The following is a 26,230-nucleotide window of genomic DNA, read 5'->3' on the forward strand; positions in this document are numbered from 1 at the left end:
CCCCGTCCCGGCAGTGGCAGACTTGCCGGGTGAGCAGCGACGACACCGACCTCCGCGACGAAAAGCCCCAGTTCGTCCTCCCCCTGGTGGTGAGGATCGAACGGGACGCGCCCCCGTCCCGTACCGATGCCCTGGAGACGGCCGCGCGCGCCGTCCTGGAGATCCTCACCGACGAGCGTTCCCTCGGCGACGGCGAGTGGGCGCGGGCGGTCGCGGACTGGGAGGACGCCCGCATCCGCAAGGTGGTGCGCCGGGCGCGGGGCGCGGAGTGGCGGCGCGCCGGGACGCTCCCGGGGATCACCGTCACCGGGAAGGAGGCGGAGGTACGGGTCTTCCCGCCGGTCCCGCTCGACGGCTGGCCCAAGGACCTCGCCCGCCTCCAGGTCTCGGGCACCCACCTCGACGACCCGGCCGAGCCGGGCCCGGTGCCGGACGGGGCGGTGACGCTCTGGTTCAACCCGGAGCTGGACATGACGGCGGGCAAGTCGATGGCCCAGGCGGGCCACGGGGCGCAGCTCCTGTGGTGGGCGATGCCGGACGCGGACCGCGTGGCCTGGCGCGCCGAGGGCTTCCCGCTGGCCGTGCGGACGGCCCCGGCCGACCGGTGGGCGGCGCTGGTCGCGAGCGGCCTTCCGGTGGTCCGGGACGCGGGTTTCACGGAGATCGCCCCGGGCGAGACGGTCGTCTCCGAGGGCAGCGCCCGTTTCGCTCCCCGGCTGCGGCTCGACCTGCCGTAGGTCCGGCCGGGGCGACCCCGGCCGGAAGGGCGCACCCCGGCCGGTCCGGTCCGGGAGGACCGGTCTTCGGCGCGCCGAGGACGGGCGGGGGTACGGGGCCGAACGCCCCCGAGCCGCCGGGCCCGCGAGCGCCGCACGGGCCTGCGGGACCGGCCGCACGGGCCTGCGGGACTGAACGACGGGCCCGCCTCCCGATGGCTCGGTTGACCCGCTGACCCGCTGACCCGCTGACCCGCTGACCCGCTGACGACAGGCTCCCGAAGGACCCGACCGGCCGCCCGGCGGCACCCCGCCGACCAGCTCCCGGCCACCCCGCCTGCCCCGCCTACCCCACCGGGAACGAAGCCGTCGCCAGGACCGTGCCGGTCGGGGAGACCAGGCGGGCGCCGGTCGCCGTCGTGGGGTCGGTGGGCGCCGGGGCGCCCCAGGCGCCGTAACCGTCCTTGAGGGAGAACGTCCCCACCGGGACCGTCGATCCGTCGGCGCGCACCAGGAGGCAGCGCACCGGGCCCCGGGCGGAGCCGCCGAGGTCGACCGACATGTACACCCAGCCGCCGTCCCCGCCGTGGGCGAAGACCCGGCCCACCGTCCGGCCGTCGGCGACCAGCGACGCCTCCCGCAGGGCCCCGGCCGCCTGCTGCGAGACCGCCGGGGGCGCGCCCTCGACCACCGTGCCGACCGCCCATCCGCCGAACCCGCAGGCCAGGGCCGCCGCGGTACCGGCCGCCGCGAGCCTCAGCCGGTACCTGCCGTGCTTCGGCGCGGGCGCCGCGCCCATCGCCCGTACCGCCCGGCTCTCGAAACCGACCGGGGGTTCCGCGTCCGGCAGCAGCGCGAGCAGCCCGTCACCGGCCGCCGTCAGCCGTTCGACGTGCTCACGGCAGTCCGGGCAGCGGTCCAGATGGGCCAGCGCCTCGGCCCGTTCGCGGGCCGGGAGGACCCCGAGCGCCAGCTCGGCGTCCAGCTCCCGCAGCCGCTCGCACTCCATGCCGTTCACCGCCCCTCCACCGTGTCGAGCAGCGCCCGGACCTTGAGCGTCCCCGTCCGGATGCGGGTCTTCGCCGTGCCCAGCGGCACGTCCTCGGCCGCCGCGACCTCCCGCGCGGTCATCCCGTAGATCCCGGCCATCACCAGGGCCCGCGCCTGCTCCCTCGGCAGCTCCGCGAGGGCCCGCCGGACCCGCTCCGCGCTGTCGTCGGCGAGGGCCCGCCGCTCGGGCGTCTCGGTCACCGCGCCGAGCAGCGCGTCCAGGTCCTCGGGGGCGAACGGCCGGGCCCGCCGGGCCCGTGCCGCGTCGACCGCCAGGTTGTGCGCGATGACCGTCAGCCAGGTCCGTACGGAGCCGCGCCGGGAGTCGTACACCTGCGCGTGCCGCCAGGCCCGTTCGAAGGTCTGCTGGGCGATGTCCTCGGCGAGCTGCGCGTCCCCGAGGACCGCGAGCGCCACGCCGAAGACCGGGCCCTGGAAGCGGCGCACGAACGCGACGGCGAGCGCGGGATCGCCCGTCGTCAGGCCGGTGAGCAGTGCCTCGTCGGACACCCGCCCGGGAGAAAGCCCCATGCGCCACATGCCAGGGATACGGTCCGCGGCCCGGAAGGGATTGCCCCGCCCATTCTCCTCCCCTCTCCTCCCCCGAGCCCGGCCTCCCGGCGGTCCGGCGGTCCGGCGGTCCGGCGGTCCGGCGGTCCGGGAGACGCGGCCCTCGGCCCGGACGCCCGGAATCCCGACCCCGACCCCGACCCCGAGCCCGATCGCCCGAACCCCCGCCCCCCACCGCAATCCCCCGGCCGGGTCAGCCCGTATCCCTGGCAGGGGGAAACGACCGGAGGACCGACCCATGACCATCCCGTCCACCCGTCGGCGCGTGCTGCTCGGTCTGACCACCGGCGGCCTCGTCGGACTGCTCGCCGCCTGCGGGGGCGGCACCACCACCGGCGGCGCCGCCCCCACGGCCCCGCCCCCGGCGACGTCCGTCTCCTCCTCCGCGAACCAGGTCACGGCCGTGCTGACCGACTTCCACATCCAGTTGTCGCCGCAGACGTACCACCCCGGCCCGTACACCTTCACCGCGGAGAACAAGGGGCACACGGAACACGCCCTGGAGCTGGACGGCCCCGGCGGGAACAGCCGCACCGGGATCCTGCAGCCCGGCCGGTCCACGACGCTCACCGTGAACCTGAAGTCCGGCACCTACCAGGTCTTCTGCCCCGTCGACGGCCACAAGGACCTCGGCATGAAGACGCAGATCACCGTCGGCGGCGCCCCCGCCCCCACCGACCGCGTCAACGCCCCCGCGCCCCCTCCCGGCAATGGCTACTGACCGGGCGGTCGCGCGGCTCGTCCTGCGCCTCGCCGGTGCGGGTCTCACCGCCGCGATGGCCGTCATCCACCTGTACCTGTGGCAGGAGGGCTACCGGGACCTGACCACCATCGGGCCGCTGTTCCTGGTCGACGGCGTCGTCGGGCTCCTGCTCGCCGTGGCGCTGCTGGTCGCCCCGGTGCGCGGGCTCGCCCCGCTCGCCGCGGTCGCCGCGCTGTTCACCGCGGGCACCCTGGGTGCCCTGGTCCTCAGCCTCACCACCGGCCTGTTCGGGTTCGAGGAGTCGCTCCACGCGGAGCTCGTACAGCCGACGCTGTACGTCGAGACCGCGGGCACGGCCGTCCTGATCGCCCTCGCGGCGACCACTCTCGGCCACCGAACGCCCCGCCCGGCCCTGCTGTCCCCTCCGGCCCGGACTCCCGGCCGGAACCTCAAATGAAGCTCTGAACGTCCCCCTCCTGGGATTCGAACAGTCGCCGCGGGGCCATCACCTGGGTGACTGAGGACCCGGAGGAGGGGGACATGACGGAACTCGGCATCGGCATGGGCTGGCGTCCCGAGATCGCGGAAGCGGTCGAGGGACTGTCCGGAATCGACTGGGTGGAGGTCGTCGCGGAGAACATCTGCGTCGGCCATCTGCCCGACTCACTGACCAGGCTGCGGCGGCGCGGCGTCACGGTCGTCCCGCACGGGGTCTCGCTGGGGCTCGGCGGCGCCGACCGGCCCGACCCGGCGCGCCTCGCGGCGCTGGCCGAGAAGGCGGTGGCGCTGGGGGCGCCGCTGGTCACCGAGCACATCGCGTTCGTACGGGCCGGGGGGCCGCTGACCGCGACACCGCGCCTGGAAGCGGGCCATCTGCTGCCGGTGCCCCGGACCCGGGACGCGCTCGACGTGCTCTGCGAGAACGTGCGGATCGCGCAGGACGCGCTGCCCGTTCCGCTGGCCCTGGAGAACATCGCGGCGCTCGTCTCCTGGCCGGACGAGGAGATGTCGGAGGGCCGGTTCCTCGCGGAGCTGGTGGAGCGCACGGGGGTGCGGCTCCTGATCGACGTCGCCAATCTTCACACCAACCACGTCAACCGGGGCGAGGACCCGGCGCGGGCGCTGGCCGAACTGCCGTGGGAGGCCCTCGCGTACGTGCACGTGGCCGGGGGCGTGGAGCGGGACGGCGTCTGGCACGACACCCACGCGCACCCCGTCCCGGAGGCCGTCCTCGACATCCTGGCGGACCTGGCGAGCCGGGTCGCGCCGCCGGGCGTCCTGCTCGAACGGGACGACGACTTCCCTCCGGCGGCGGAACTCGCCGACGAACTGAGCGCCGTCAGGGCGACGGTCGCGGGGGCGCGGGCGGCGGACCGTCACGGGATACGGGCCTCCCGGCACCCCGCACCGGCCCGCCACCCCCTGCTCATCGGCGCGGACGCCCACGCCCCGGGCGGCACGATGCCGAACGGTCCGGAGCCGGGGGCAGGGACGGGGCCGGAGCCGGGGGCGGGGTCGCGGCCGGAGCCGGAAGCGGGGGCGGCGGCGAGGTCGGCCGACCTGCCCGTGTCCCGACCGGCCCCCACGCCCGCACCCGACAGCCAGGTCCCGCCCTCCGGAGCCTCCGTCGGAGCGCCCACCGGCAGCACCCCGTCCGCGTCCGGCGGCCCCGCCGCCGCTCCCGGCGCCCGGCAGCGGGTCGCCGTCGCCCAGGTCTCGCTGCTCTCCGCGCTCGTCGCCGGGACGCCCGCGCCCGAGGGCTTCGACACCCGGAGGCTCGGGGTGCAGAGCCGGGCGCTCGCGGCCAAGCGCGCCGGGATCGTCGCGAAGGTCGCGCCCGAGCTGCCCGGGATCCTGGGCGGCGGATTCCGCCCCGCGTTCCTCGCGTACGCCAGGTCCCGCCCCCTGACCGGCACCTACCGCCGGGACGCGCTGAACTTCGCCGAGCACCTCCTGATGGCCGGACGGCCGGAGCGGGAGGAGGCGCGGCGGGAACTGACCGCATGGTGGCAGGAACGTTCCGACAGTCGTCCGCCCGGCCGCGCGACCCGGCTCGTCCGGGCCGCGCGGCACGCCCTGGCCCGGAGATGAGGCGCCCATGAACATCGCCGTCCCGCTCTTCTACCTGGCCGCCGCCGTCGGCGTCGCGCTGGTCGTCACCGGGCTCGTCCGGTCCCGTCGCGGGTCCGGCGGGCCCCTCCACGACCGGTACGAGGCGGCCTTCCTCAACGGCGGGCCCGCCAGGGTCGCCGACACCGCCCTCGCGGCGCTCCAGGCCGACGGCAGGCTGGCGGTCGGCGGCCCCGGCATCGTGTCGGTGCTCCGCCCCCTCGCGTACGACCCGGTGGAGCGCGCCGTGCTCCAGGCACACGCCGAAGCCCCGCACGGGGCGCTGCACCAGCTGCGGCTCGCGGTGATGCGGCACCCGGCGGTCCAGGAGATCGGCGACGGTCTGGCCGCGCGCGGGCTGCTCGTCGCCCCCGCCGTCCGGCGGTCCGTCCTGCGGCGGTGCGCGGTGGTCGGCTTCGGGACCCTCCCGCTGTTCCCGGTGGCGTTCGTCCTCACCGTGATGGACTTCGTCGCCGGGGATCCTTCGTTCCCGTTCGTCCTGAAGGTGGCGCCCGCGCTGATCGCCGCCGTGCTCGCGGCCGTCGTCTGCGGGGCGCTCGGCGCCGGGCAGGTCACCCCGGCCGGGCGCCGGGCGGTGTCCGCGTACGGCCGTGACCACGCGCGTCCCGGGGACGCCGGTCACCTGGTGGCGCTGTACGGCCTCGGAGCCCTGCGGGACCCGGTGGTGCGGGAGCTGTTCGTGGCCGCCGCCCGGTTCTACGGCCCGGTCGGGCGCCGGGGGCGCGGCGGCCGGAGCCGTACGTCGGCCGGGGACGCCTCCTGGGCCGGGGGCGGCGTCGGGGCCGCGACCGTGTGGTGCGCGGGGACCAGCTCGTGCGGCGGCGGGAACTCCTGCTCCGGGGGCGGCGGTTCCTGCTCGTCCGGTGCGTGCTCCGGCGGGGGCTCCGGCTGCGGCGGCGGGAGCGGTTCCTCCTGCGGGGGCTCCGGTTCCTCCAGCTCGTGCGGGAGTTCCAGCTCCAGCTCGTGCGGCGGCTGAGGCGCGGGGCGGGCCGTGCGGGCCCGGAAAGGACGCCGGTGCGGCGCGCTGAGGCGCGCCGCACCCGGTGCCGGACCCGGTGTCGCTGGAACGACGGGCGAAACGTTCCCGCCCGCCGTCTGATCTTCCGGGTCGTGGGTGGCGCACCCGGCCGGGAGCCGGGCCGCCACCAGGTCTTCGTACGGCCGTCAGGCCAGGCCCGCCACCAGCTCGGCGACGCTCTTGCGACGGCCGGTGTAGAACGGGACCTCCTCGCGGACGTGCATCCGCGCCTCGGAGGCGCGCAGGTGGCGCATCAGGTCCACGATGCGGTGCAGCTCGTCCGCCTCGAAGGCGAGGAGCCACTCGTAGTCGCCGAGCGAGAAGGAGGCGACCGTGTTGGCGCGCACGTCCGGGTAGCCGCGGGCCATCTTGCCGTGGTCGGCGAGCATCCGGCGACGGTCCTCGTCGGGCAGCAGGTACCAGTCGTAGGAGCGCACGAAGGGGTAGACCGAGACGTAGTCGCGCGGGTTCTCGTCGGCCAGGAAGGCCGGGATGTGCGACTTGTTGAACTCGGCGGGGCGGTGCAGCGCCATGTTCGACCAGACCGGCTCCAGGGCGCGGCCCAGGCGGGTGCGGCGGAAGAGGTTGTACGCCTCCTGGAGCTCGTCGCTCGTCTCGGCGTGCCACCAGATCATGACGTCGGCGTCGGCGCGCAGACCGGACAGGTCGTACGTGCCGCGGACGGTGATGTCCTTGGCGGCGAGCTGGTCGAACAGCTCCTGGACCTCGTCGGCGTAGCCGCCTCGGTCCTCGGGGAGAACGTCGCGCAGCTTGAAGACGGACCACAGGGTGTAGCGGATGACCTCGTTGAGGTCCTTCGCCTTCTTACCGGCGTTCGGGATCTTTTCGGGCGCACTCATACGCCTATTCTCGCCCGTCACAGGGAGTGCCCCGCACCGGGGTCGGTCCTTTTCGACGTGGCGATGATCTCGTCGGCCGCGCGGTGGGCCGAGGCGACGCACGCGGGGATGCCGACACCGTCGTACGCGGCTCCCGCGACCCGCAGTCCGGGGAGCGCGGCGACCGCCTCGCGGATCCGGGCGACCCGGGCGAGATGGCCGACCGGGTACTGGGGCAGACCGCCGGTCCAGCGGGTGACCGTGGTGGCGACGGGCCGGGCGGCGAGGCCGGTGGCGGCGGCCAGGTCCTTGAGGGAGGCGGCGACGAGGTCGGTGTCCTCGCGTGCGGTCTGGTGCTCCTCGCCGTGGCGTCCGACGGAGGTGCGGAGCACGAAGAGGCCGGGGGCTCCTTCGGCGACCCAGCGCCACTTCCGCGAGGAGAAGGTGGAGGCCTTGACGGTGTGCCCGTCGACGGGCGGCACGAGGAAGCCGGAACCGGCCAGCTCGGGCATGTCGGTGCGCCGGAAGGCGAGGGTGACCAGGGCCATGGAGGCGTACTCGACGGCCCGCAGTTCGGTGGCGGCGGCGGGCGCGTGGTCGGCGAGGAGCGCGGCGGCGGGCCCGGCGGGGGTGGCGAGGACGACGGCGTCGGCGTCGAGGACGCGGTCGTCGGCCGCGACCCGCCAGCCGCCTTCGACGGTGCGGCGCAGCGAGGTCACGGGGGTGCCGGTGAGGATCTCGCCGCCCGCGGCGCGGACGGCGTCGGCGACGGCGGCGGGCAGGGTGCCGACGCCGCCCCGGAGCCCCAGGAAGACGGATCCGCCGAGTCCGGTGGCGGCCCCCGCCGGGTCGGCGGGGACGGTGGCGGCGGCCGACTGGACGGCGCGGACGGCGTCGGTGAGCGTGGGGTGCGCGCGGGCGGCGTCGAAGAGGGCGGGGACGGCGGCGCGCATCGAGATGCGGTAGGCGTCTCCGGCGTAGACACCGCCGAGGAGGGGTTCGACGAGCCGGTCGACGACCTCGCGGCCCATCCGGGCGGCCACGTACGCGCCGATGGCGATGTCGTCGCCGATGTCGGTCGGCGGCAGCTCGGCGTCGAGGGCGACGCGGCGCAGACCGTCCTCGGAGAGGAGTCCCCCGACGGCGCGGGCGTCGCCGGGGACGCCCATGACGTGTCCCTTGGGCATGGGGACCAGGGCGCCCCGGGACCAGACGGACGCGGTGGTGGTGGCGGGGGCCTGGAGCCGGTCGCCGAGGCCGACCGCGCGGGCCAGTTCGACGGCCTCGGGGCGGCGGGCCAGCAGCGACTCGGCGCCGAGGTCCACGGGGGCGCCCTCGATCTCCCCGGCGAGCAGCTTGCCGCCGAGCCGGGGGCCCGCTTCGAGGAGGGTCACCCGGTGACCGGCGGCGGCCAGCCGGTGGGCGGCCGCGAGTCCGGCGATACCGCCTCCGGCGACGACGACATGGGGTCCCGTGGTGTCCGCGTTCATGGGACCACTCTCTCAAATCGCCCGGGGTGCCTTCGCCGGGGGCGGGGCCGTGGCGGGGTCCCCGGGGGCTTCCGTTCCGAGGCCGGACCGTGACCACTTCGCGATCCGGGGACGGCAACCCGTTCCGGGGGTGCGTACGTCGAACGACCGACACGCACCACGATCCCGGGGGGACCCATGAAGAGCACACGGACCACGGCGAGAACGCGTACGGCGGCGGGGGCCGTCCTGCTCACCGCCGCACTGGCGGTGACCGGCTGCTCGGGCGCCACCGAGGGGGCCTCGGAGAAGGCGGACCTGAGCGCGGCGCGGAGCTACGAGGAGGGCGGGGCGGCGGGGGACGCGACCGCCCGGAAGGGGTCGCCGGGGACGACGTCCGGCGAGGCGAAGGCGAAGGTTCCGGCCGAGCAGCACGTCATCCGGACGGCCTCGCTGGAGGTGGAGGTCGCCGACGCGACGAAGTCGCTGGCCACGGCCCGCCGGGTGGCGGTGGGCGCGGGCGGGCACGTGGAGAACGAGACGACGGAGCGGATCGACGAGGGGCACATGACGTCCACCCTGGTGCTCCGGGTACCGCAGGAGCGGTACGACTCCGTCCTCGGGGAACTGGCGGGCACGGGGAAGCTGCTGGCCCGCAAGGCGAACGCCAAGGACGTGACCGAGCAGGTCGTGGACGTCGAGAGCCGGATCGCGACCCAGCGGGCGAGCGTCGCCCGGGTGCGGACGCTGATGGACCGGGCGGAGCGGCTGGCCGACGTGGTGACGCTGGAGGGCGAGCTGAGCCGTCGGCAGGCGGACCTGGAGTCGCTGCTCGCGCAGCGGGCTTCGCTGAAGGACCGGACGTCGCTGGCGACGATCACGCTGACGCTGCTGGAGACGTCGAAGGAGGCGGCGGAGGAGGAGCCGGGCCGTCCGGGCTTCGGTGACGCGCTGGCGGGCGGGTGGAACGCGCTGGCGGGCTCGGTCGCCTGGATCGGGATCGTGCTCACGGCGCTGGCCCCGTGGCTGGCGGTGGCCCTGGTGGCGTACCCGCTGTGGCGCCGGCTGGTCCGCCCGCGCCTGGCCGCGCGCCGCCGGGCGCGGGGCGCCCACTTCCCCGTACCGCCGACGGCCCCCCGGAACGCCGCCGGGGCCCCGGTGCCGACCGCTCCGCCGGAGTCCCCCGGGACCTCCGGGACCTCCGGCGAGTGATCCGGAGGGGCGCGGGGCGTTCCACCGGCTGAAGCGCCCCGGCGGAGGACCGGGCCCTTGAGAATGGGGGCATGAGGGAACGACTGGTGGTCATCGGGGGTGACGCGGCGGGGATGTCCGCCGCGTCCCAGGCACGCAGGCTCAGGGGTCCGGAGGAGCTGGAGATCGTCGCTTTCGAGCGGGGCCGGTTCTCGTCGTACTCGGCGTGCGGGATTCCGTACTGGGTCGGCGGCGAGGTGGCCGCGCGGGAGGAGCTGATCGCGCGTTCGCCGGAGGAGCACCGGGCGCGGGGCATCGGTCTGCGGACGCGGACGGAGGTCACGGCGATCGACGTGGCGGGCCGCCGGGTCCTGGCGCGGGACCTGGCGGCGGGTACGGAGTCGTGGACGGGTTTCGACAAGCTGGTGATCGCGACGGGGGCGCGGCCCCGGCGTCCGGCGCTGCCGGGCATCGACGCGCCGGGGGTGCACGGGGTGCAGACCCTGGAGGACGGGCAGGCGCTGCTGGACGCGCTGGCGGGGTCGCCGGGGCGGCGGGCGGTGGTGGTGGGCGCCGGGTACATCGGGGTGGAGATGGCGGAGGCGCTGCTGCACCGGGGGTACGAGGTGACGGTGCTGCACCGGGGTGAGCAGCCGATGGCGACGCTCGATCCGGACATGGGGCGGCTGGTGCACCGGGCGATGGACGGTCTGGGGATCGTGACGGTGGCGTCGGCGGAGGTGACGGAGGTCCTGACCGGCCCGGACGGGCGGGTGCGGGCGGTGGCGACGGACGCGGCCGAGTATCCGGCGGACGTGGTGGTCCTCGGGATGGGCGTGGTGCCGGAGACGTCCCTGGCGCGGGAGGCGGGCCTGCCGCTGGGGGCGCACGGCGGGCTGCTGACGGACCTGGCGATGCGGGTGCGGGGGCACGAGGACGTGTGGGCGGGCGGTGACTGCGTGGAGGTGCTGGACCTGGTGGCGAACCGGGAGCGGCACGTGCCGCTGGGGACCCACGCGAACAAGCAGGGGCAGGTGATCGGGACGAACGTGGGCGGGGAGTACGCGACGTTCCCGGGGGTGGTGGGCACCGCCGTGTCGAAGGTGTGCGACCTGGAGATCGCGCGGACGGGGCTGCGGGAGAAGGACGCCCGCGCGGTGGGGCTGCGGTTCGTGTCGGTGACGGTGGAGTCGACGAGCCGGGCGGGGTACTACCCGGGAGCGGCGCCCATGACGGTGAAGATGCTGGCCGAGCGGCGTTCGGGGCGGCTGCTCGGGGTGCAGATCGTGGGCCGTGAGGGCGCGGCGAAGCGGGTGGACGTGGCGGCGGTCGCGTTGACGGCGGGGATGACGGTGGAGGCGATGACGGCGCTGGACCTGGGGTACGCGCCGCCGTTCTCACCGGTCTGGGACCCGGTCCTGGTCGCGGCCCGCAAGGCGACGGCGGCGGTCCGCGCGGCGGGCTGAGGCACGGCGACGGGCGCGGGGCGGCCTCGTCGGCCCCGGCGGGGCTGCGGCGATACGGCTCTGGGGACGGCGGGGCGGGGTCCCCGGGGACGGCGGTCCGGGTGCGGCTTCACGGGTCGGCTCGTACGGGTTGGGCTCGTGCGCGTCGGCGCGTGCGGGGTGCGGCGCGTGCGGGTACGGCGACGGCCGCCGGGGAGGGTTCCCCGGCGGCCGTCGTGGGTCCGTGCCGTCGTCGTGGTGGTGGGCGCGGCTCAGACCGCCGTGCGCGTGTGGACGTGGTCGACGAGACGGGTCAGCGCGTCCGGGTCCATCGAGGGCATGACGCCGTGGCCGAGGTTGAAGACATGGCCTTCGAGTCCCTTCGCGGCGGCGAGGACCTCGTCGGCCTTGTCCCGGACGACCTGCTCGGGGGCGAACAGCACGGCGGGGTCCAGATTGCCCTGGAGCGCCTTGCCGGGGCCGACGCGGCGGGCGGCCTCGTCGAGCGGGACGCGCCAGTCGACGCCGACGACGTCCGCCCCGGCCTCGCCCATGAGGCCGAGGAGTTCGCCGGTGCCGACGCCGAAGTGGATGCGGGGGACGCCGTATCCGGCGACCGCGTCGAAGACCTTCGTGGAGGCGGGCATCACGGAGCGGCGGTAGTCGGCCGGGGCGAGGGCGCCGACCCAGGAGTCGAAGAGCTGGACGGCGGAGGCGCCCGCCTCGATCTGGACCTTGAGGAAGGCGGAGGTGATCTCGGCGAGCCGGTCGAGCAGATCGGCCCAGAGCTGCGGGTCGCCGTACATGAGCGCCTTGGTGCGCTCGTGGCTGCGCGACGGGCCGCCCTCGACGAGGTAGCTCGCGAGCGTGAAGGGGGCGCCCGCGAAGCCGATGAGCGGGGTGTCGCCCAGTTCCCCGGTGAGCATCCCGATGGCCTCGGTGACGTAGTGGACGTCCTCGGGGGTCAGGTCTCGGAGCCGGTCGAGGTCGGCGCGGGTGCGGATCGGGTCGGCGACGACGGGCCCGACGCCGGGCTTGATGTCGAGGTCGAGGCCGATGGCCTTGAGGGGGACGACGATGTCGCTGAAGTAGATGGCGGCGTCGACCTTGTGGCGGCGGACGGGCTGGAGGGTGATCTCGGTGACGAGTTCCGGCCTCATGCACGATTCGAGCATGGGGATGCCCTCGCGCACCTTCAGGTACTCGGGGAGGGAGCGCCCGGCCTGCCGCATGAACCACACGGGGGTGTGCGGCACGGGCTCCCGCCTGCACGCCTTGAGGAACGCGGAGTCGTGCGTCCGCGACCGCGGGTCCGTCGGGCGGCCCGCGGCGGGGGTGGCGGCGGCACCGGTGGGGTCTTGGGCGAGGGAAAGGTCGTTGGCACTCACGCCCCGAATCTTCGCATGTGGCGGGAAGCCGCTCGGCCGGGCCGGGTGTCCTCCCTGCACGGAGGGCCCGTTCCGCCTACTCTTCCCCGCATGGCTGCGGCGCAGGGACATTTTTCCGATCATTCCGACGGCGATCGAGGGACGGGCGAAACGGCGGACAGCACGGAGACGAACCCGGTGCCGCTCGCGTTCCGGCGGGCGGTGGAGGCGCTGCGGGGGGCGCGGCTGAGGCCGGAGGTGGAGGTCGATCCGACGCGGCCCCCGCAGCGTCTCGCGCCGTACGCGTACGCGGTGGAGGCGGCCGTGGTGGACGGCGAGGAGGACCTCGCGGACGGACGGCTCGTGCTGCTGCACGACCCGGACGGGCACGAGGCCTGGAAGGGAACGTTCCGCCTGGTGACGCTCGTACGGGCGGAGCTGGAGCCGGAGATGGCGGCGGACCCGCTGCTGCCCGAGGTGTGCTGGTCCTGGCTGACGGGGGCGCTGGAGGCGCGGGGGCTCTCGTACGGGGAGGCGAGCGGGACGGTGACGATGGCGGGCTCGCACTATTTCGGGGGGCTCGCGGACCGCAGGCCCGCGACCCAGATCGAGATCCGGGCGTCGTGGACGCCCCGGGAGGGGCTGGGCGGGGTGCCGGACACGGGGGCGCACCTGGCGGCCTGGTGCGATCTGCTCTGCCAGATCGCGGGGCTGCCGCCGGTCGCGGTGGAACCGGGTGCGGCGGGGACGGTGTCGGGGGCGGGGGTCGTCTCGTTGCCCCAGCGGCGGGGCCCGCAGCAGGCATGAGGTCCGGCGGCGGACGCGTCGCCCCCGGCGGGCCCGGGGTGTCCGACGGGCGGGCGGTCCACGGAAGCGAAACGGCCCGCGGGTGCGGGGCCCCCGGCGGGGCGACGGCCCACGGGCGCGGGGCCCTTCCCGGACGGGCGGCCCGCACGCCTGGCGGGGCGGTCCGGGACGGTCCGGGACCGTGGCCGGGCCGGTCACGGTCCCGGGTGGCCGGACGGGTGCTCCGGTGCTCCCTCGTGGGGGTGACGGGGCGGGGGCCGTTCGTAGGATGATCGATCACGCATCCGAATTGCCCTAATTGTTACTCACCAAATCGTGATCTTTCCCTAAAGGCGGGCCGCCCTCCTGCCGAAGGAGTCAGTGACCCCTTCACAGCACGGGTTCACCCCCCGGCTTCTTCCCCGAGCCGGCCCCGTCCCGCATCCTTTTCAGGAGGCCTGGTGTCCGTTCTCCTCGAGCAGCCCGCAAGCCTGGTCGCCTACCGCCCGAACAAGCCGACGGCCATGGTCGTCGTGGCCGACCCGCGCGTCCGTTCCACCGTGACCCGCCACCTGTGGGCCCTCGGAGTACGTGACGTGATCGAGGCTTCGTCCATCGCGGAGGCACGCCCCCGCGTCGGCAACCCGCGCGACATCTGCGTTGCCGACGTCCACCTGCCCGACGGCAGCGGTCTGACCCTGCTGTCCGAGACCCGCGCCGCGGGCTGGCCCAACGGCCTCGCCCTCTCGGCCGCCGACGACATCGGCGCCGTGCGCAACGCCCTCGCGGGCGGCGTGAAGGGCTATGTCGTCACCGGCACCCGGACCAACATCGGCCATCCGACCAGGCCGGGCGCCGCCCCCATCGGTGCCGCCGCCGCCCGGCTCGGCCACCGCCGCCCCCCGGGTGCCCCGAGCCACCCGGGCGGCTACCGCGAGCTCTCCGGCCGTGAGGTCGAAGTGCTCCGGCTCGTCGCGGAGGGCCAGTCGAACAAGGCGATCGGCGTCTCCATGGGCCTCTCCGCCCTCACGGTGAAGAGCCACCTCGCCAGGATCGCCCGCAAGCTGGGCACCGGAGACCGGGCGGGCATGGTCGCGGTGGCCCTGCGGACCGGGATCATCCACTGACCCACCCGGTCGACAAAGACCCGGCGCCTGTCGACGGAACGTTCCGTCGGCGGGCGCCCGCCGTTCACCGATACCCTTGACAGGTGACCGACGCCCAAGAGACCGCAGCAGACACCGCACTGCGCACCACCGGGGGCGGCCCCCCGGACGACGACGTCCCTGCGATTGGGCTTCCGATCCCGTTGCTGGAGCCCCGCGAAGGGATTCCGCCCGTCGTCGAGACCGCGGACGCCCTCGCCGGGGTGATCGCCGCCTTCGCCGCCGGACGCGGGCCCCTCGCCGTGGACGCCGAGCGCGCCTCCGGCTACCGCTACGGCCAGCGCGCCTACCTCGTCCAGCTCCGCCGCGAGGGCGCGGGCACCGCGCTCATCGACCCGGTCGGCTGCCCCGACCTCTCCGGCTTCGGCGAGGCGCTCGAAGGCACCGAGTGGATCCTGCACGCGGCGACCCAGGACCTGCCCTGTCTGCGGGACATAGGCATGGTGCCGACCTCGCTGTTCGACACGGAACTGGCCGGACGGCTCGCGGGGTTCCCGCGCGTCGGTCTCGGCGCGATGGTCGAGTCCGTCCTCGGCTACGCCCTGGAGAAGGGCCACTCCGCCGTCGACTGGTCCACCCGCCCGCTGCCCGAGCCCTGGCTGCGGTACGCGGCGCTCGACGTGGAACTCCTCGTCGACCTGCGCGACGCGCTGGAGAAGGAGCTGGACCGGCAGGGCAAGCTGGAATGGGCCCTCCAGGAGTTCGACGCCATCGCCTCCGCCCCGCCCGCCCCGCCGCGCAAGGACCCCTGGCGGCGCACCTCCGGGATGCACAAGGTGCGGCGGCGCCGCCAGATGGCGGTCGTACGGGAGCTGTGGACGGCCCGCGACAGGATCGCCCAGCGGCGGGACGTCTCCCCCGGCAAGGTGCTGAGCGACGCGGCGATCGTGGAGGCGGCGCTCGCCGTCCCGGTGAACGTGGCCGCGCTGACCGCGCTGCCCGGCTTCGGGCACCGGATGGCCCGCCGTCAGCTGGAGCAGTGGCAGGCTTCGGTGGACCGGGCCAGGGCGCTGCCGGAGAACGAGCTGCCGCAGCCGGGCACGCAGGTGGCGGGTCCGCCGCCGCCGCGCGCCTGGGCGGACAAGGACCCGGCGGCGGCGGCGCGGCTCTCGGCGGCGCGCACGGCGGTGTCGGCGCTGGCGGAGACCCTGCACCTGCCGCAGGAGAACCTGATCACCCCGGACACCGTGCGCCGGGTCTGCTGGGAGCCGCCGACGGCGGGGACCGAGAGCGTGTCCGCCGCCCTGAGCGGGTACGGCGCGCGGCCCTGGCAGGTGGAGCTGGTGACCCCGCTCCTGGTGAAGGCCCTGACGGCGACCGCCTGACCCCGTACGGGGACGGCCCCCGGCATCCGCGAGGACGCCGGGGGCCGTTCCGTCTTTCCGGGCGGTTCCCCGGCGCCGCCCGGCCTCTTGCGGCAGGGTGGCGGATGTGACCTTCGCCGCTTGGGGCCCAAGGGGTGGGCAGTCTGGTTACTCGTAAGTAGCATGGGGGAAGCAAGCGCACGCTTAGGCGTGGGCCGCAGCAGCAGTGCCACCCCGCACCCTGGAGGAGAGCCATCGTGCCTCGTACCGTCAGGGACGTCGTCTTCGTCGACGGCGTCCGCACCCCGTTCGGCAAGGCGGGCCCGAAGGGCATCTACCACGAGACCCGCGCCGACGACCTCGTCGTGAAGGCCGTCCGGGAGCTGCTGCGCCGGAACCCGGGTCTCGACCCCGCGAAGATCGACGAGGTCGCCATCGCCGCGACCACCCAGATCGGCGACCAGGGCCTGACCCTGGGCCGTACGGCGGGCATCCTCGCCGGACTGCCCCAGTCGGTGCCCGGCTACTCCATCGACCGCATGTGCGCGGGCGCCCTGACCGCCGTGACCTCGGTCGCCGGTTCGATCGCCTTCGGCGCGTACGACGCCGTCATCGCCGGTGGCGTCGAGCACATGGGCCGCCACCCCATGGGCGAGGGCGTCGACCCGAACCCGCGCTTCGTGTCGGAGAAGCTCGTCGACGAGTCCGCCCTCTTCATGGGCATGACCGCCGAGAACCTGCACGACCGCTACCCGGGCATCACCAAGCGGCGCGCCGACGAGTACGCCGTGCGCTCGCAGGAGAAGGCCGCCAAGGCGTACGCCGACGGCAAGATCCAGCAGGACCTGGTGCCGGTCTCGGTCCGCCGCACCGACGCCACCACCGGTGAGACCGGCTGGGGCCTGGTCACGGCCGACGAGCCGATGCGTCCCGGCACCACCCTGGAGTCCCTCGCGGGCCTGAAGACGCCGTTCCGCGTCCACGGCAACGTGACCGCGGGCAACGCGGCCGGTCTCAACGACGGCGCCACCGCCTCGATCATCGCCTCCGAGGAGTTCGCCCGCGAGAACGGCCTCCCGGTCAGGATGCGCCTCGTCTCGTACGCCTTCGCGGGCGTCGAGCCCGAGGTCATGGGCTACGGCCCGATCCCGGCGACCGAGAAGGCCCTCGCCAAGGCCGGACTGTCCATCGAGGACATCCAGCTCTTCGAGATCAACGAGGCCTTCGCCGTCCAGGTCCTCGCCTTCCTGGAGCACTACGGCATCGCCGACGACGACACCCGGGTGAACCAGTACGGCGGCGCCATCGCCTACGGTCACCCGCTCGCCTCCTCCGGCGTCCGGCTGATGACCCAGCTGGCCCGCCAGTTCGAGGAGCAGCCGCAGGTCCGTTACGGCCTCACCACCATGTGCGTCGGCTTCGGCATGGGCGCGACGGTCATCTGGGAGAACCCCCACTGGGAGGGCAAGTGAGCACCACCGCCGAGCTTCTGAAGGGCGCCGCCGAGCTCTTCCCCGACGAGGTCGTCACCAGCGCCCACGTACGGCACTTCGAACTGCCCGCGGGTGCGGGCCGGTTCGCCCTGATCACGCTGGACAACGGCTTCGACCACACCAAGCCGACCACCTTCGGCCCGCAGTCGCTGGCCCACCTGAACGCGGCGATCGACCAGGTCGAGGCCGAGGCCGCGAACGGTGAGATCACCGGCGTCGGCCTCACCGGCAAGCCGTTCATCTTCGCCGTCGGCGCCGACCTCAAGGGCGTCGAGCTGCTGCGGAAGCACGACGAGGCGCTCGCCATCGGCAAGGGCGGCCACGACGTCTTCAAGCGGCTCTCCGGGCTCGCCGTGCCGACCTTCGCGTACTACAACGGCGCGGCCATGGGCGGCGGCGTCGAGGTCGGTCTGCACTGCACCTACCGCACCGTGTCGAAGGCCCTCCCGGCCTTCTCGCTGCCCGAGGTCTTCCTCGGTCTGGTGCCCGGCTGGGGCGGCTGCGCCCTCCTGCCGAACCTGATCGGCCCGGAGAAGGCCGTCTCGGTCATCATCGAGAACTCGCTGAACCAGAACCGCCAGCTCAAGGGCGCGCAGGTCTTCGAGCTGGGCATCGCCGACGCCCTGTTCGAGGGCGCCGACTTCCTGGAGCGGTCGCTGGTCTGGACGGCCGGGGTCCTCAACGGCTCCGTCACCGTCGAGCGCCCGGAGATCGACCGGGGCGAGGCCTGGGACCAGGCCGTCGCCAAGGGCCGCGCCCTCGCCGACTCCAAGGTCCACGGCGCCGCCCCGGCCGCCTACCGCGCCCTCGACATCATCGGGGACGCCAAGGACGGCGACCTGCAGAAGGGCTTCGACGCCGAGGACCGGGCGCTCGCCGACCTGATCATGGGCGGCGAGCTGCGCTCCGGCATCTACGCCTTCAACCTGGTGCAGAAGCGCGCCAAGCGCCCCGCCGGCGCCCCGGACAGGTCGCTGGCCCGCCCGGTCACCAAGGTCGGTGTCGTCGGCGCCGGTCTGATGGCCTCCCAGCTCGCCCTGCTGTTCCTGCGCCGTCTGGAGGTGCCGGTCGTCCTGACCGACATCGACCAGGAGCGCGTCGACAAGGGCGTGGGCTACGTCCACGGCGAGATCGAGAAGCTGCTCGGCAAGGGCCGGATCAACCAGGACAAGGCCAACCGGCTCAAGGGCCTGGTCTCCGGTGTCCTGGACAAGGCCGAGGGCTTCGCGGACGCGGACTTCATCATCGAGGCCGTGTTCGAGGAGATGGGCGTCAAGCAGAAGGTGTTCGCGGAGGTCGAGGCGGTCGCCCCGGCGCACGCGATCCTCGCCACCAACACCTCCTCGCTGTCCGTCTCGGAGATGGCCTCGCAGCTGAAGCACCCCGAGCGCGTGGTCGGCTTCCACTTCTTCAACCCGGTCGCGATCCTCCCGCTCCTGGAGATCGTGCGCGGCGAGCGGACCGACGAGGCCTCGCTGGCCACCGCGTTCGGTGTCGCGAAGAAGCTGAGGAAGACCGCGGTCCTCACCAAGGACGCCCCGGCGTTCGTCGTGAACCGCATCCTGACCCGCTTCATGGGCGAGATCCAGAACGTCATCGACGAGGGCACCCCGGTGGCCACGACGGAGAAGGCGGTCGAGCCGCTGGGTCTGCCGATGTCCCCGCTGGTCCTGCTGGAGCTGGTCGGCCCGGCGATCGGGCTGCACGTCTCCGAGACCCTGAACCGCGCCTTCCCGGACCGGTTCACGGTCTCGCCCAACCTGAAGGCGGTCGTCGAGGCGGGCAAGCGCGGCTTCTACGTCTACAAGCCCGAGAACGGCTTCAAGCCGGAGCTCGACCCGGAGGTCGCCGCCCTCCTCGTCCAGGGCGACTCCGTCCTGACCGAGGAGCAGGTCCGGGCCCGGGTCCTGGACGCGGTGGCACAGGAGATCGGTCTGATGCTGGAGGAGGGTGTCGTCGCCGAGGCGCAGGACATCGACCTCTGCCTGATCACCGGTGCGGGCTGGCCCTTCCACCTGGGCGGCATCACGCCGTACCTGGACCGCGAGGGCGTCTCCGAGCGCGCCAACGGCAGGCGCTTCCTGCCGCAGGGCGTGGCGAGCGTCCCGGCGTAACCTCGGACGTACGCGGAACGGCCCCGGCACCTCTTCCAGGTGCCGGGGCCGTTCCCGTCGTCGCGGGCGGGTCACCCTATGGAGCGCCAGCCCTCCAGGAGGAGGCCTTCGGCCGCCGCCTTCTGCCGGGTGGTGACCAGGCCCGCGCCGCCGACCAGGGCCATCGCGACGAGGCGCCCGTCGAGGCCCCGGGTGAGGACGGTGGACAGGTCGCCCTGGACGTCCCCGGTCTCCGACCACTTGATGCCCTCGCTCTCCTGCTCGCTCGGGTAGGCGGCGAGGGCGAGGCGGCCGTCGGCGGACTGCTGGGCGAGGACCGTGCAGTCGAAGCCGTCGATGAGGCAGCGGGTGGCGGCGAGGCGCCCGGTGCCGACGGCGTCGCCGAGCGGCGTGGGCTCCAGGGAGCGCTCCGGGGACCAGGCGCAGACCCGGCCGTCCCCGTCGAGGTAGAAGAGGGTGACGTGGCCGGAGGGGCCGGTGGTGGCCGCCAGGGTCCCCATGACCACCGAGGCGGGGACCAGCTCCTCACGGAGCGGCTTGGCGCCCGCCTCCCGCTGCACGTAGCGGACGAGGCCCTTGGCGTGGCAGCTGAGCAGTTCGACCATGCCCGAGCCGTTGGTGAGGGCGACCGGCGAGGGGTCGGTCTTCGAGCCCATCAGGTCCCACCAGGGGTGCCAGCCGCCGGCGTCCTTCTGGGCCCGCACGCTGAGTCCGCCGCCGCCGTTGCGCACGAAGACGTACACGCGGCCCTGGGCGTCCACGGCGACGGCCGGGTCGCCGGTCCAGGGCCCCTTGCCGTTGGAGTGTCCGATGGGGCGCCAGGCCACGGCGGGACGGCCGGTCTGGAACTGGACGGAGTGCACCAGCTCGACGTGGTCGTCCTCACCGCCGGTGGGCCGCAGACCGACGAGGTGCACATAGCGGTCGGCTCCCTGGCCGACGGCGAGGAAGGCGCTCAGTCCTTCGCCGCCGAGCGGGTCGGGGCCGGTCCAGCCGCCGTCCTCCCGCTCGGTCCAGCGCACCACCCCTCCGTCCCTCGGCAGATGGGCACTGAACCTGCCGTCCGCCCCACGGGTCAGCCAGGATCCCTGGAGCCGGGGGGCGGCGGAGCCGTGGGAGCGGGCAGCGGGGACCTGGGATCGATTCGCCATGGGGGGATCCAGCACTCCGGTCGTCGGGAGGAGTTCGGGTACGAGCCGACTCTAGTCTCCCGCCGGGACGCCCCTTTCCGCGCCTTCGGGATCGGCGGTCAGGAGGGGAGTTCGCCGTCCTCGCGCGCGAGGCGGCTGTGCCGGTGGCCGTACAGGAAGTACACGACGAAGCCGAGCAGCATCCAGACGGCGAACCGGAACCAGGTCTCGGCGGGCAGGTTGAGCATCAGCCAGAACGAGGCCGCGACGGAGAGGATCGGCAGGGCGGGGACCCAGGGGGTGCGGAAGGCGCGCGGCAGGTCGGGGCGGGTGCGGCGGAGCACCAGGACGCCCACGGCGACCACCACGAAGGCGAAGAGGGTGCCGATGTTCACCAGGGTGGCGAGTTCGTTGATGCTGGTGAAGCCCGCGACGACGGCGATGATCACGCCGAGCAGGATGGTGGGCCGGTAGGGGGTCCGGTACTTCGGGTGGGTGACCGAGAAGAAGCGGGGCAGCAGTCCGTCGCGGCTCATCGCGAAGAACACCCGGGTCTGGCCGAGGAGCAGGATGAGACAGACCACGGTGAGGCCGACGGCGGCGCCGAAGCTGATGACGCCCGCGTAGAAGGGGTGCCCGACGGCTTTGAAGGCGTCCGCGAGCGGGGCGTCGACGGACAGCTCCGTGTAGTGCTGCATTCCGGTGACGACGAGGGCGACGGCCACGTAGAGCACGGTGCAGATGACGAGCGAGCCGAGGATGCCCCGGGGCATGTCCCGCTGGGGCAGCTTGGTCTCCTCGGCGGCGGTGGCCACCACGTCGAAGCCGATGAAGGCGAAGAAGACGACGGAGGCGGCGGTGAAGATGCCCATGACGCCGAAGTTGGTCGGCTGGTAGCCGAACATCAGCTGGATCAGCGGCTCGGTCCAGTCGGAGCCGCCGCCGGGCGGGGTGACGGCGGGCGGGATGAAGGGCTTGTAGTTGTCGCCGACGACGAAGAACAGGCCCGCCACGATCACGATCATCACCACGGTCACCTTGATGGCGACGACGACGGAGGTGATGCGGGCGGAGAGCTCCATGCCGAGGACGAGGACGACGGTCAGCACCAGGACGAGCACGAAGGCGAGGAGGTCGAAGGTGCCGCCGGGGATGTCGGGGCCTTCGAGCGCGGGTGGCAGGTGCCAGCCGATGTTGTCCATCAGCGAGCGGACGTAGCCCGACCAGCCGACGGCGACCACCGCCGTGCCCAGGGCGAACTCCAGGACGAGGTCCCAGCCGATGATCCAGGCGGGCAGCTCGCCGATGGAGGCGTACGCGAAGGTGTACGCCGATCCCGCCACCGGCACCGTCGAGGCGAACTCGGCGTAGCAGAGGGCGGCCAGGGCGCAGACGACGCCCGCGACCACGAAGGCGATGGCGGTCGCCGGGCCCGCGTTCTCCTTGGCGACCTTGCCGGTGAGGACGAAGATGCCGGTGCCGATGATGACACCCACCCCGAACACCATCAGGTCCCAGGCGGACAGGGACTTCCGGAGTGCGTGCTCGGGCGCCTCGGTGTCGCGGATCGACTGCTCGACCGACTTGGTCCGGAACATGCCCGAGCCGGCACGCGGCTGTTGGTCCGTGCTCATCGTCGTACCTCCTGCCGGAGGGCTGCCCGCCCGGGGCCCGGAAGGCACGCGAAAGGGCCGGTCGGCACTCCGAAGAGTGAACCGACCGGCCCCAGGTGACGGGGTCCGTCAGTCGCGCACGGGCTCCACGACGGGCTCGGCGGGCTCGGCGCTCTCGTACCGTCCGTCGAGGCGCGAGACCAGGCCGGTGACCTGGCGGGCGACGTCGAGGGCGGTCAGGCCGATCTCGGCCATGACCTCGCCCCGGGAGGCGTGGTCGAGGAAGCGCGGCGGGATGCCGAAGTCGCGCAGCGGGATGTCCACGTCCGCGTCGCGGAGCGCCTGGGCGACGGCGGAGCCGACGCCGCCGACCCGGCTGTTGTCCTCGACGGTGACGACGACCCGGTGGCGCTGGGCGAGCGGGGCGAGGGCCTCGTCGACCGGCTTGACCCAGCGGGGGTCGACGACGGTGGTGGAGATGCCCTGCCGGTCGAGCAGGTCGGCGATCTCCAGGCACATCGGGGCGAGCGCGCCGACGGAGACCAGGAGGACGTCGGGGCGGTCGCTGCCGGGCTCGCGGAGCACGTCCATGCCGCCGACGCGGCGGAGCGCGGGGACGGCGGGGCCGACGGCGCCCTTGGAGAAGCGGACCACGGTGGGGGCGTCGGTGACCTCGACGGCCTCGCGGAGCTGGGCGCGGACCTGGTCGGCGTCGCGCGGGGCGGCGAGTCGCAGTCCGGGCACGACCTGGAGGATCGACATGTCCCACATGCCGTTGTGGGAGGCGCCGTCGGTGCCGGTGACGCCCGCCCGGTCCAGGACGAAGGTGACGCCGCACCGGTGCAGGGCCACGTCCATCAGGACCTGGTCGAAGGCGCGGTTGAGGAAGGTGGCGTAGACCGCGAAGACCGGGTGGAGGCCGCCGGTGGCGAGGCCCGCCGCGGAGACCGCGGCGTGCTGCTCGGCGATGCCGACGTCGAAGACCCGCTCGGGGAACGCCTTGGCGAACTTGTCGAGGCCGACGGGCTGGAGCATGGCCGCCGTGATGGCGACGATGTCCTCGCGCTCCTTGCCGAGCTCGACCATCTCCTGGCCGAAGACCGAGGTCCAGTCGGCGCCGGAGGAGGCGATGGGCAGACCGGTGTCGGGGTGGATCTTGCCGACGGCGTGGAAGCGGTCGGCCTCGTCCTGGAGGGCGGGCTGGTAGCCGCGGCCCTTCTCGGTGAGGCAGTGGACGATCACGGGGCCGCCGAAGCGCTTGGCGCGCGTCAGGGCGGACTCCAGGGCCTCGATGTCGTGGCCGTCGATGGGGCCGACGTACTTGAGGCCGAGGTCCTCGAACATGCCCTGGGGGGCGATGAAGTCCTTGAGGCCCTTCTTGGCGCCGTGCAGGGTCTCGTAGAGCGGCTTCCCGACGACCGGGGTGCGCTCCAGGATGTCCTTGCCCCGGGCGAGGAAGCGCTCGTAGCCGTCGGTGGTGCGCAGGGTCGCCAGGTGGTTGGCGAGGCCGCCGATGGTGGGCGCGTAGGAGCGCTCGTTGTCGTTGACGACGATGACGAGCGGGCGGTCCTTGGCGGCGGCGATGTTGTTCAGCGCCTCCCAGGCCATGCCGCCGGTGAGGGCGCCGTCGCCGATGACGGCGACGACGTGGTCGTCCTTGCGCAGGACCTCGTTGGCCTTGGCGAGGCCGTCGGCCCAGCCGAGGACCGTGGAGGCGTGCGAGTTCTCGATGACGTCGTGCTCGGACTCCGCCTGCGAGGGGTAGCCGGAGAGGCCGCCCTTCATCTTGAGCTTCGAGAAGTCCTGGCGGCCCGTGAGCAGCTTGTGGACGTAGCTCTGGTGGCCGGTGTCCCAGAGGACCTTGTCCTTCGGGGAGTCGAACACGCGGTGCAGGGCGATGGTCAGCTCGACCACGCCGAGGTTGGGCCCGAGGTGCCCGCCGGTCTTGGAGACGGCCTCCACCAGGAACGTCCTGATCTCGTCGGCCAGCTGGTCCAGCTGTTCCGGGGAGAGCCGGTCCAGATCTCGCGGTCCCCTGATACGGGTCAGCAGAGCCACCCGTTCCTCCTTGCGTTTGAGCTGGTCGAGCTTGCCGATTTGTCGAGTCTAATGTTCCGTCCCGGATCGCGGACATCGGGCCGGGGAGTCGGGCATCACTCGGATGGCCTACATGGCGTTAATCTGTACGGCTCCGCGCGGGGCGGGCCGTGGGCCGGGCGGGGTGCCGCCGGGCCGGGGATCCGCACGGGTTCCGACCCCGCGCCGGGCGGTCGCGGCACCCGGACCGTGTGCGGGGTGGCCGCCCGCCTCCGGGACTCCGCCCGGCCGGTACGGCGGGACGCCCGTCGCGTCCGTCCGGATTCCACGCCCCCGGAGTCCCGCCCTGACCGCACTCCGGGGCGGCCCCGGGCGTCAGGCCTTCTTGACCACGCTCGACTTGAGCTGCATGGGGCCGAAGCCGTCCACCTTGCAGTCGATGTCGTGGCCGTCCACGCCGTCCACGAGGCGGATGCCGCGGACCTTGGTGCCCGCCTTGATGCCGCCGGGGCTGCCCTTGACCTTGAGCGCCTTGACGACGGTCACGGTGTCGCCGTCGGCGAGGACGTTGCCCACGGCGTCCTTGACGACCCGCGCGCCGTCGTCGCCGGACGGGCTTCCGGGGTCCGCCGTCGCCGACCACTCGTGGCCGCATTCGGGGCAGACGAGCAGGGCGCCGGTCTCGTAGGTGTAGACGCCGGAGCAGTGGGGGCACGGGGGGAGGTTCTCGTTCACTGTTCGATTTTAGGAGCCGATCCGCCCCTGGTGAAAGCCGAAGACTTCCAGCGGTCGAACACTACGCGACCACGACAACTATCAGCGTTTGCATTTATAGCGCGTGCGCAATTATTGTCGAGTCTCATCAAGAGCCCGCTCAAGCACTCGGAGAAGGGACGGACCCATGCCTCTCGCACTCCTCGCGCTGGCCGTAGGGGCCTTCGGGATCGGCACCACCGAATTCGTGATCATGGGCCTGCTGCCCGGGATCGCCGCCGACTACGGGGTCACCGTCCCCACCGCCGGACTCCTCGTCACCGGCTACGCGCTCGGCGTCGTCGTCGGCGCCCCGCTCCTGACCGTCCTCGGCTCCCGGGTCGGCCGGAAACGGATGCTCATGCTGCTGATGGGCCTCTTCGTCGCCGGGAACCTGCTCTCCGCCCTCGCCCCGGACTTCGGGACGATGCTCGCCGGACGCGTGGTCGCCTCCCTCGCGCACGGCACGTTCTTCGGCATCGGCTCCGTCGTCGCCGCCGGACTGGTCGCCCCGGACCGGAAGGCCGGAGCCATCGCGACCATGTTCACCGGACTGACCCTGGCCAACGTCGTGGGCGTCCCGCTGGGCACCCTCGTCGGGCAGGCGGTCGGCTGGCGCGCCACCTTCGCCGCCGTCGCCGCGCTCGGGGTGATCGGGCTGCTCGGCATCGCCCGGCTCGTCCCCGAACTCCCCCGCCCGGAGGAGACCCGGCTGCGCGGCGAGCTGACCGCGTTCCGCAACCCCCAGGTACTGCTCGCCATGGCCATGACCGTCCTCGGCTTCGGCGGGGTCTTCGCCGCGATCACCTACATCGCCCCGATGATGACCGAGACCGCCGGATACTCCGACGGCGCGGTCACCTGGCTCCTCGTCCTCTTCGGCGTCGGCATGTTCCTCGGCAACCTGGTCGGCGGACGCTACGCCGACCGGGCCCTGATGCCCCTGCTGTACGTCGCTCTCGGCGGGCTCGCGGTCGTGCTCGCGCTGTTCACCGTGGCCGCCCACCACAAGGTCCTCGCCGCGCTCGCCGTCCTCCTCGTCGGAGCCCTCGGCTTCGCCACCGTGCCGCCGCTGCAGAAACGCGTCCTCGACCAGGCCCACGGCGCCCCCACGCTGGCCTCCGCGGTCAACATCGGCGCCTTCAACCTCGGCAACGCGCTGGCCGCCTGGCTCGGCGGCCTCGTCATCACCGCGGGCCTCGGCTACACCGCCCCCAACTGGGTCGGCGCCGCCCTCGCGACCTCCGCCCTGCTCCTCGCCCTCTGGTCGGCCACCCTGGAACGCCGCACCCCGACGCCCGTCGGCCCGGTCGGTGGACCGGCGGGCCGGCGTGGG

21 protein-coding genes and 1 pseudogene are annotated in these 26,230 nt (G+C 73.9%); 13 read left to right on the forward strand and 9 right to left on the reverse strand.

Going from position 1 to position 26,230, the window contains the following annotated elements:
* Positions 1-29 precede the first annotated feature (29 nt).
* On the forward strand, positions 30-737 hold the full coding sequence (locus ACFXGN_RS12680) for a peptidyl-tRNA hydrolase (RefSeq protein ID WP_384857227.1): 708 nt from the start codon (positions 30-32) through the stop codon (positions 735-737).
* A gap of 325 nt (positions 738-1,062) precedes the next feature.
* Here ACFXGN_RS12680 and ACFXGN_RS12685 read toward each other — a convergent pair whose 3' ends face one another.
* Both ACFXGN_RS12685 and ACFXGN_RS12690 read right to left on the reverse strand, forming a co-directional pair.
* Positions 1,063-1,725, reverse strand: coding sequence for an anti-sigma factor family protein (locus tag ACFXGN_RS12685; RefSeq protein ID WP_384857738.1), 663 nt, complete (start codon positions 1,723-1,725; stop codon positions 1,063-1,065).
* A 5-nt stretch (positions 1,726-1,730) separates the two neighbouring features.
* Complete coding sequence (locus tag ACFXGN_RS12690) at positions 1,731-2,306, reverse strand: RNA polymerase sigma factor (RefSeq protein ID WP_384857230.1); 576 nt, start codon at positions 2,304-2,306, stop codon at positions 1,731-1,733.
* Positions 2,307-2,574: 268 nt separating this feature from the next.
* Here ACFXGN_RS12690 and ACFXGN_RS12695 point away from each other — a divergent pair, with 268 nt between their 5' ends.
* The 4 genes from ACFXGN_RS12695 to ACFXGN_RS12710 all read left to right on the forward strand — a co-directional run bounded on the left by ACFXGN_RS12695 (position 2,575) and on the right by ACFXGN_RS12710 (position 6,145).
* Positions 2,575-3,057 (forward strand): copper-binding protein, encoded by a 483-nt coding sequence (locus tag ACFXGN_RS12695; RefSeq protein ID WP_384857233.1) that lies wholly within the window; start codon positions 2,575-2,577, stop codon positions 3,055-3,057.
* Positions 3,047-3,496 carry a hypothetical protein gene (locus ACFXGN_RS12700; RefSeq protein ID WP_384857235.1) on the forward strand — a complete coding sequence of 150 codons (450 nt, stop codon included), beginning with the start codon at positions 3,047-3,049 and terminating at the stop codon, positions 3,494-3,496. The genes ACFXGN_RS12695 and ACFXGN_RS12700 overlap by 11 nt, the downstream gene beginning before the upstream one ends.
* 83 nt (positions 3,497-3,579) lie before the next feature.
* A complete protein-coding gene (locus tag ACFXGN_RS12705; RefSeq protein ID WP_384857238.1) occupies positions 3,580-5,130 on the forward strand; it encodes a DUF692 family multinuclear iron-containing protein in 1,551 nt (516 codons plus the stop codon).
* Between the two features lie 7 nt (positions 5,131-5,137).
* Positions 5,138-6,145, forward strand: a complete 1,008-nt coding sequence (locus tag ACFXGN_RS12710) for a TIGR04222 domain-containing membrane protein (RefSeq protein WP_384857241.1) — start codon at positions 5,138-5,140, stop codon at positions 6,143-6,145.
* A gap of 188 nt (positions 6,146-6,333) precedes the next feature.
* On the opposite strand, the gene hemQ is transcribed toward ACFXGN_RS12710, so the two are convergent.
* Both hemQ and hemG read right to left on the reverse strand, forming a co-directional pair.
* Positions 6,334-7,047: a hydrogen peroxide-dependent heme synthase gene (gene hemQ / locus ACFXGN_RS12715; protein ID WP_030322961.1), complete on the reverse strand. Its 714-nt coding sequence runs from the start codon at positions 7,045-7,047 to the stop codon at positions 6,334-6,336.
* Positions 7,048-7,064: 17 nt separating this feature from the next.
* Positions 7,065-8,516: a protoporphyrinogen oxidase gene (gene hemG / locus ACFXGN_RS12720; RefSeq protein WP_384857244.1), complete on the reverse strand. Its 1,452-nt coding sequence runs from the start codon at positions 8,514-8,516 to the stop codon at positions 7,065-7,067.
* A 177-nt stretch (positions 8,517-8,693) separates the two neighbouring features.
* Between hemG and ACFXGN_RS12725 the strand changes: the two genes are divergently transcribed.
* Together ACFXGN_RS12725 and ACFXGN_RS12730 are read left to right on the forward strand one after the other, a co-directional pair.
* The gene (locus ACFXGN_RS12725) at positions 8,694-9,707 is read left to right on the forward strand and encodes a DUF4349 domain-containing protein (protein WP_384857247.1); all 1,014 of its coding nucleotides are present in this window, start codon (positions 8,694-8,696) and stop codon (positions 9,705-9,707) included.
* A 71-nt stretch (positions 9,708-9,778) separates the two neighbouring features.
* A complete protein-coding gene (locus ACFXGN_RS12730) occupies positions 9,779-11,152 on the forward strand; it encodes an FAD-dependent oxidoreductase (RefSeq protein WP_384857249.1) in 1,374 nt (457 codons plus the stop codon).
* Positions 11,153-11,403: 251 nt separating this feature from the next.
* On the opposite strand, the gene hemE is transcribed toward ACFXGN_RS12730, so the two are convergent.
* A complete protein-coding gene (gene hemE, locus ACFXGN_RS12735; protein WP_384857251.1) occupies positions 11,404-12,519 on the reverse strand; it encodes a uroporphyrinogen decarboxylase in 1,116 nt (371 codons plus the stop codon).
* A gap of 90 nt (positions 12,520-12,609) precedes the next feature.
* Here hemE and ACFXGN_RS12740 point away from each other — a divergent pair, with 90 nt between their 5' ends.
* The 5 genes from ACFXGN_RS12740 (at position 12,610) to ACFXGN_RS12760 (ending at position 19,361) form a co-directional block, all read left to right on the forward strand.
* Positions 12,610-13,305: a DUF3000 domain-containing protein gene (locus ACFXGN_RS12740; protein WP_384857253.1), complete on the forward strand. Its 696-nt coding sequence runs from the start codon at positions 12,610-12,612 to the stop codon at positions 13,303-13,305.
* A 440-nt stretch (positions 13,306-13,745) separates the two neighbouring features.
* Positions 13,746-14,411, forward strand: coding sequence for a response regulator transcription factor (locus ACFXGN_RS12745; protein WP_015037008.1), 666 nt, complete (start codon positions 13,746-13,748; stop codon positions 14,409-14,411).
* Positions 14,412-14,494: 83 nt separating this feature from the next.
* Positions 14,495-15,775, forward strand: a complete 1,281-nt coding sequence (locus tag ACFXGN_RS12750) for an HRDC domain-containing protein (protein ID WP_384857256.1) — start codon at positions 14,495-14,497, stop codon at positions 15,773-15,775.
* Between the two features lie 236 nt (positions 15,776-16,011).
* A complete protein-coding gene (locus tag ACFXGN_RS12755; protein WP_384857259.1) occupies positions 16,012-17,226 on the forward strand; it encodes a thiolase family protein in 1,215 nt (404 codons plus the stop codon).
* Entirely contained in the window at positions 17,223-19,361 is a 2,139-nt protein-coding gene (locus tag ACFXGN_RS12760) for a 3-hydroxyacyl-CoA dehydrogenase NAD-binding domain-containing protein (protein ID WP_384857262.1), read from the forward strand. The genes ACFXGN_RS12755 and ACFXGN_RS12760 overlap by 4 nt, the downstream gene beginning before the upstream one ends.
* A gap of 71 nt (positions 19,362-19,432) precedes the next feature.
* On the opposite strand, the gene ACFXGN_RS12765 is transcribed toward ACFXGN_RS12760, so the two are convergent.
* From ACFXGN_RS12765 to ACFXGN_RS12780, 4 genes are all read right to left on the reverse strand, one after another.
* Positions 19,433-20,512, reverse strand: coding sequence for a hypothetical protein (locus tag ACFXGN_RS12765; protein ID WP_384857265.1), 1,080 nt, complete (start codon positions 20,510-20,512; stop codon positions 19,433-19,435).
* A gap of 98 nt (positions 20,513-20,610) precedes the next feature.
* Positions 20,611-22,125, reverse strand: a complete 1,515-nt coding sequence (locus ACFXGN_RS12770; protein ID WP_384857268.1) for an amino acid permease — start codon at positions 22,123-22,125, stop codon at positions 20,611-20,613.
* Positions 22,126-22,233: 108 nt separating this feature from the next.
* Positions 22,234-24,162: a 1-deoxy-D-xylulose-5-phosphate synthase gene (gene dxs, locus ACFXGN_RS12775; protein ID WP_384857271.1), complete on the reverse strand. Its 1,929-nt coding sequence runs from the start codon at positions 24,160-24,162 to the stop codon at positions 22,234-22,236.
* Between the two features lie 354 nt (positions 24,163-24,516).
* Positions 24,517-24,876: a zinc ribbon domain-containing protein YjdM gene (locus ACFXGN_RS12780; RefSeq protein ID WP_384857275.1), complete on the reverse strand. Its 360-nt coding sequence runs from the start codon at positions 24,874-24,876 to the stop codon at positions 24,517-24,519.
* Positions 24,877-25,042: 166 nt separating this feature from the next.
* Between ACFXGN_RS12780 and ACFXGN_RS12785 the strand changes: the two are divergent.
* Positions 25,043-26,227: pseudogene (locus ACFXGN_RS12785) on the forward strand (MFS transporter); the annotation flags it as partial.
* Positions 26,228-26,230 lie beyond the last annotated feature (3 nt).

Source organism: Streptomyces sp. NPDC059247 (assembly GCF_042754005.1).
In the GTDB taxonomy this organism is placed as follows: Bacteria; Actinomycetota; Actinomycetes; order Streptomycetales; family Streptomycetaceae; genus Streptomyces.

Excerpts from the sequence above, each read along its gene's own strand:
- ACFXGN_RS12765 (WP_384857265.1), bottom strand. The coding sequence starts at position 20,512 with ATGGCGAATCGATCCCAGGTCCCCGCTGCCCGCTCCCACGGCTCCGCC.
- ACFXGN_RS12695 (WP_384857233.1), top strand. The coding sequence starts at position 2,575 with ATGACCATCCCGTCCACCCGTCGGCGCGTGCTGCTCGGTCTGACCACC.
- hemQ (WP_030322961.1), bottom strand. The coding sequence starts at position 7,047 with ATGAGTGCGCCCGAAAAGATCCCGAACGCCGGTAAGAAGGCGAAGGAC.
- ACFXGN_RS12740 (WP_384857253.1), top strand. The coding sequence starts at position 12,610 with ATGGCTGCGGCGCAGGGACATTTTTCCGATCATTCCGACGGCGATCGA.
- ACFXGN_RS12700 (WP_384857235.1), top strand. The coding sequence starts at position 3,047 with ATGGCTACTGACCGGGCGGTCGCGCGGCTCGTCCTGCGCCTCGCCGGT.
- ACFXGN_RS12770 (WP_384857268.1), bottom strand. The coding sequence starts at position 22,125 with ATGAGCACGGACCAACAGCCGCGTGCCGGCTCGGGCATGTTCCGGACC.
- ACFXGN_RS12705 (WP_384857238.1), top strand. The coding sequence starts at position 3,580 with ATGACGGAACTCGGCATCGGCATGGGCTGGCGTCCCGAGATCGCGGAA.
- ACFXGN_RS12725 (WP_384857247.1), top strand. The coding sequence starts at position 8,694 with ATGAAGAGCACACGGACCACGGCGAGAACGCGTACGGCGGCGGGGGCC.
- ACFXGN_RS12730 (WP_384857249.1), top strand. The coding sequence starts at position 9,779 with ATGAGGGAACGACTGGTGGTCATCGGGGGTGACGCGGCGGGGATGTCC.
- ACFXGN_RS12710 (WP_384857241.1), top strand. The coding sequence starts at position 5,138 with ATGAACATCGCCGTCCCGCTCTTCTACCTGGCCGCCGCCGTCGGCGTC.
- ACFXGN_RS12690 (WP_384857230.1), bottom strand. The coding sequence starts at position 2,306 with ATGTGGCGCATGGGGCTTTCTCCCGGGCGGGTGTCCGACGAGGCACTG.
- ACFXGN_RS12685 (WP_384857738.1), bottom strand. The coding sequence starts at position 1,725 with ATGGAGTGCGAGCGGCTGCGGGAGCTGGACGCCGAGCTGGCGCTCGGG.
- hemG (WP_384857244.1), bottom strand. The coding sequence starts at position 8,516 with ATGAACGCGGACACCACGGGACCCCATGTCGTCGTCGCCGGAGGCGGT.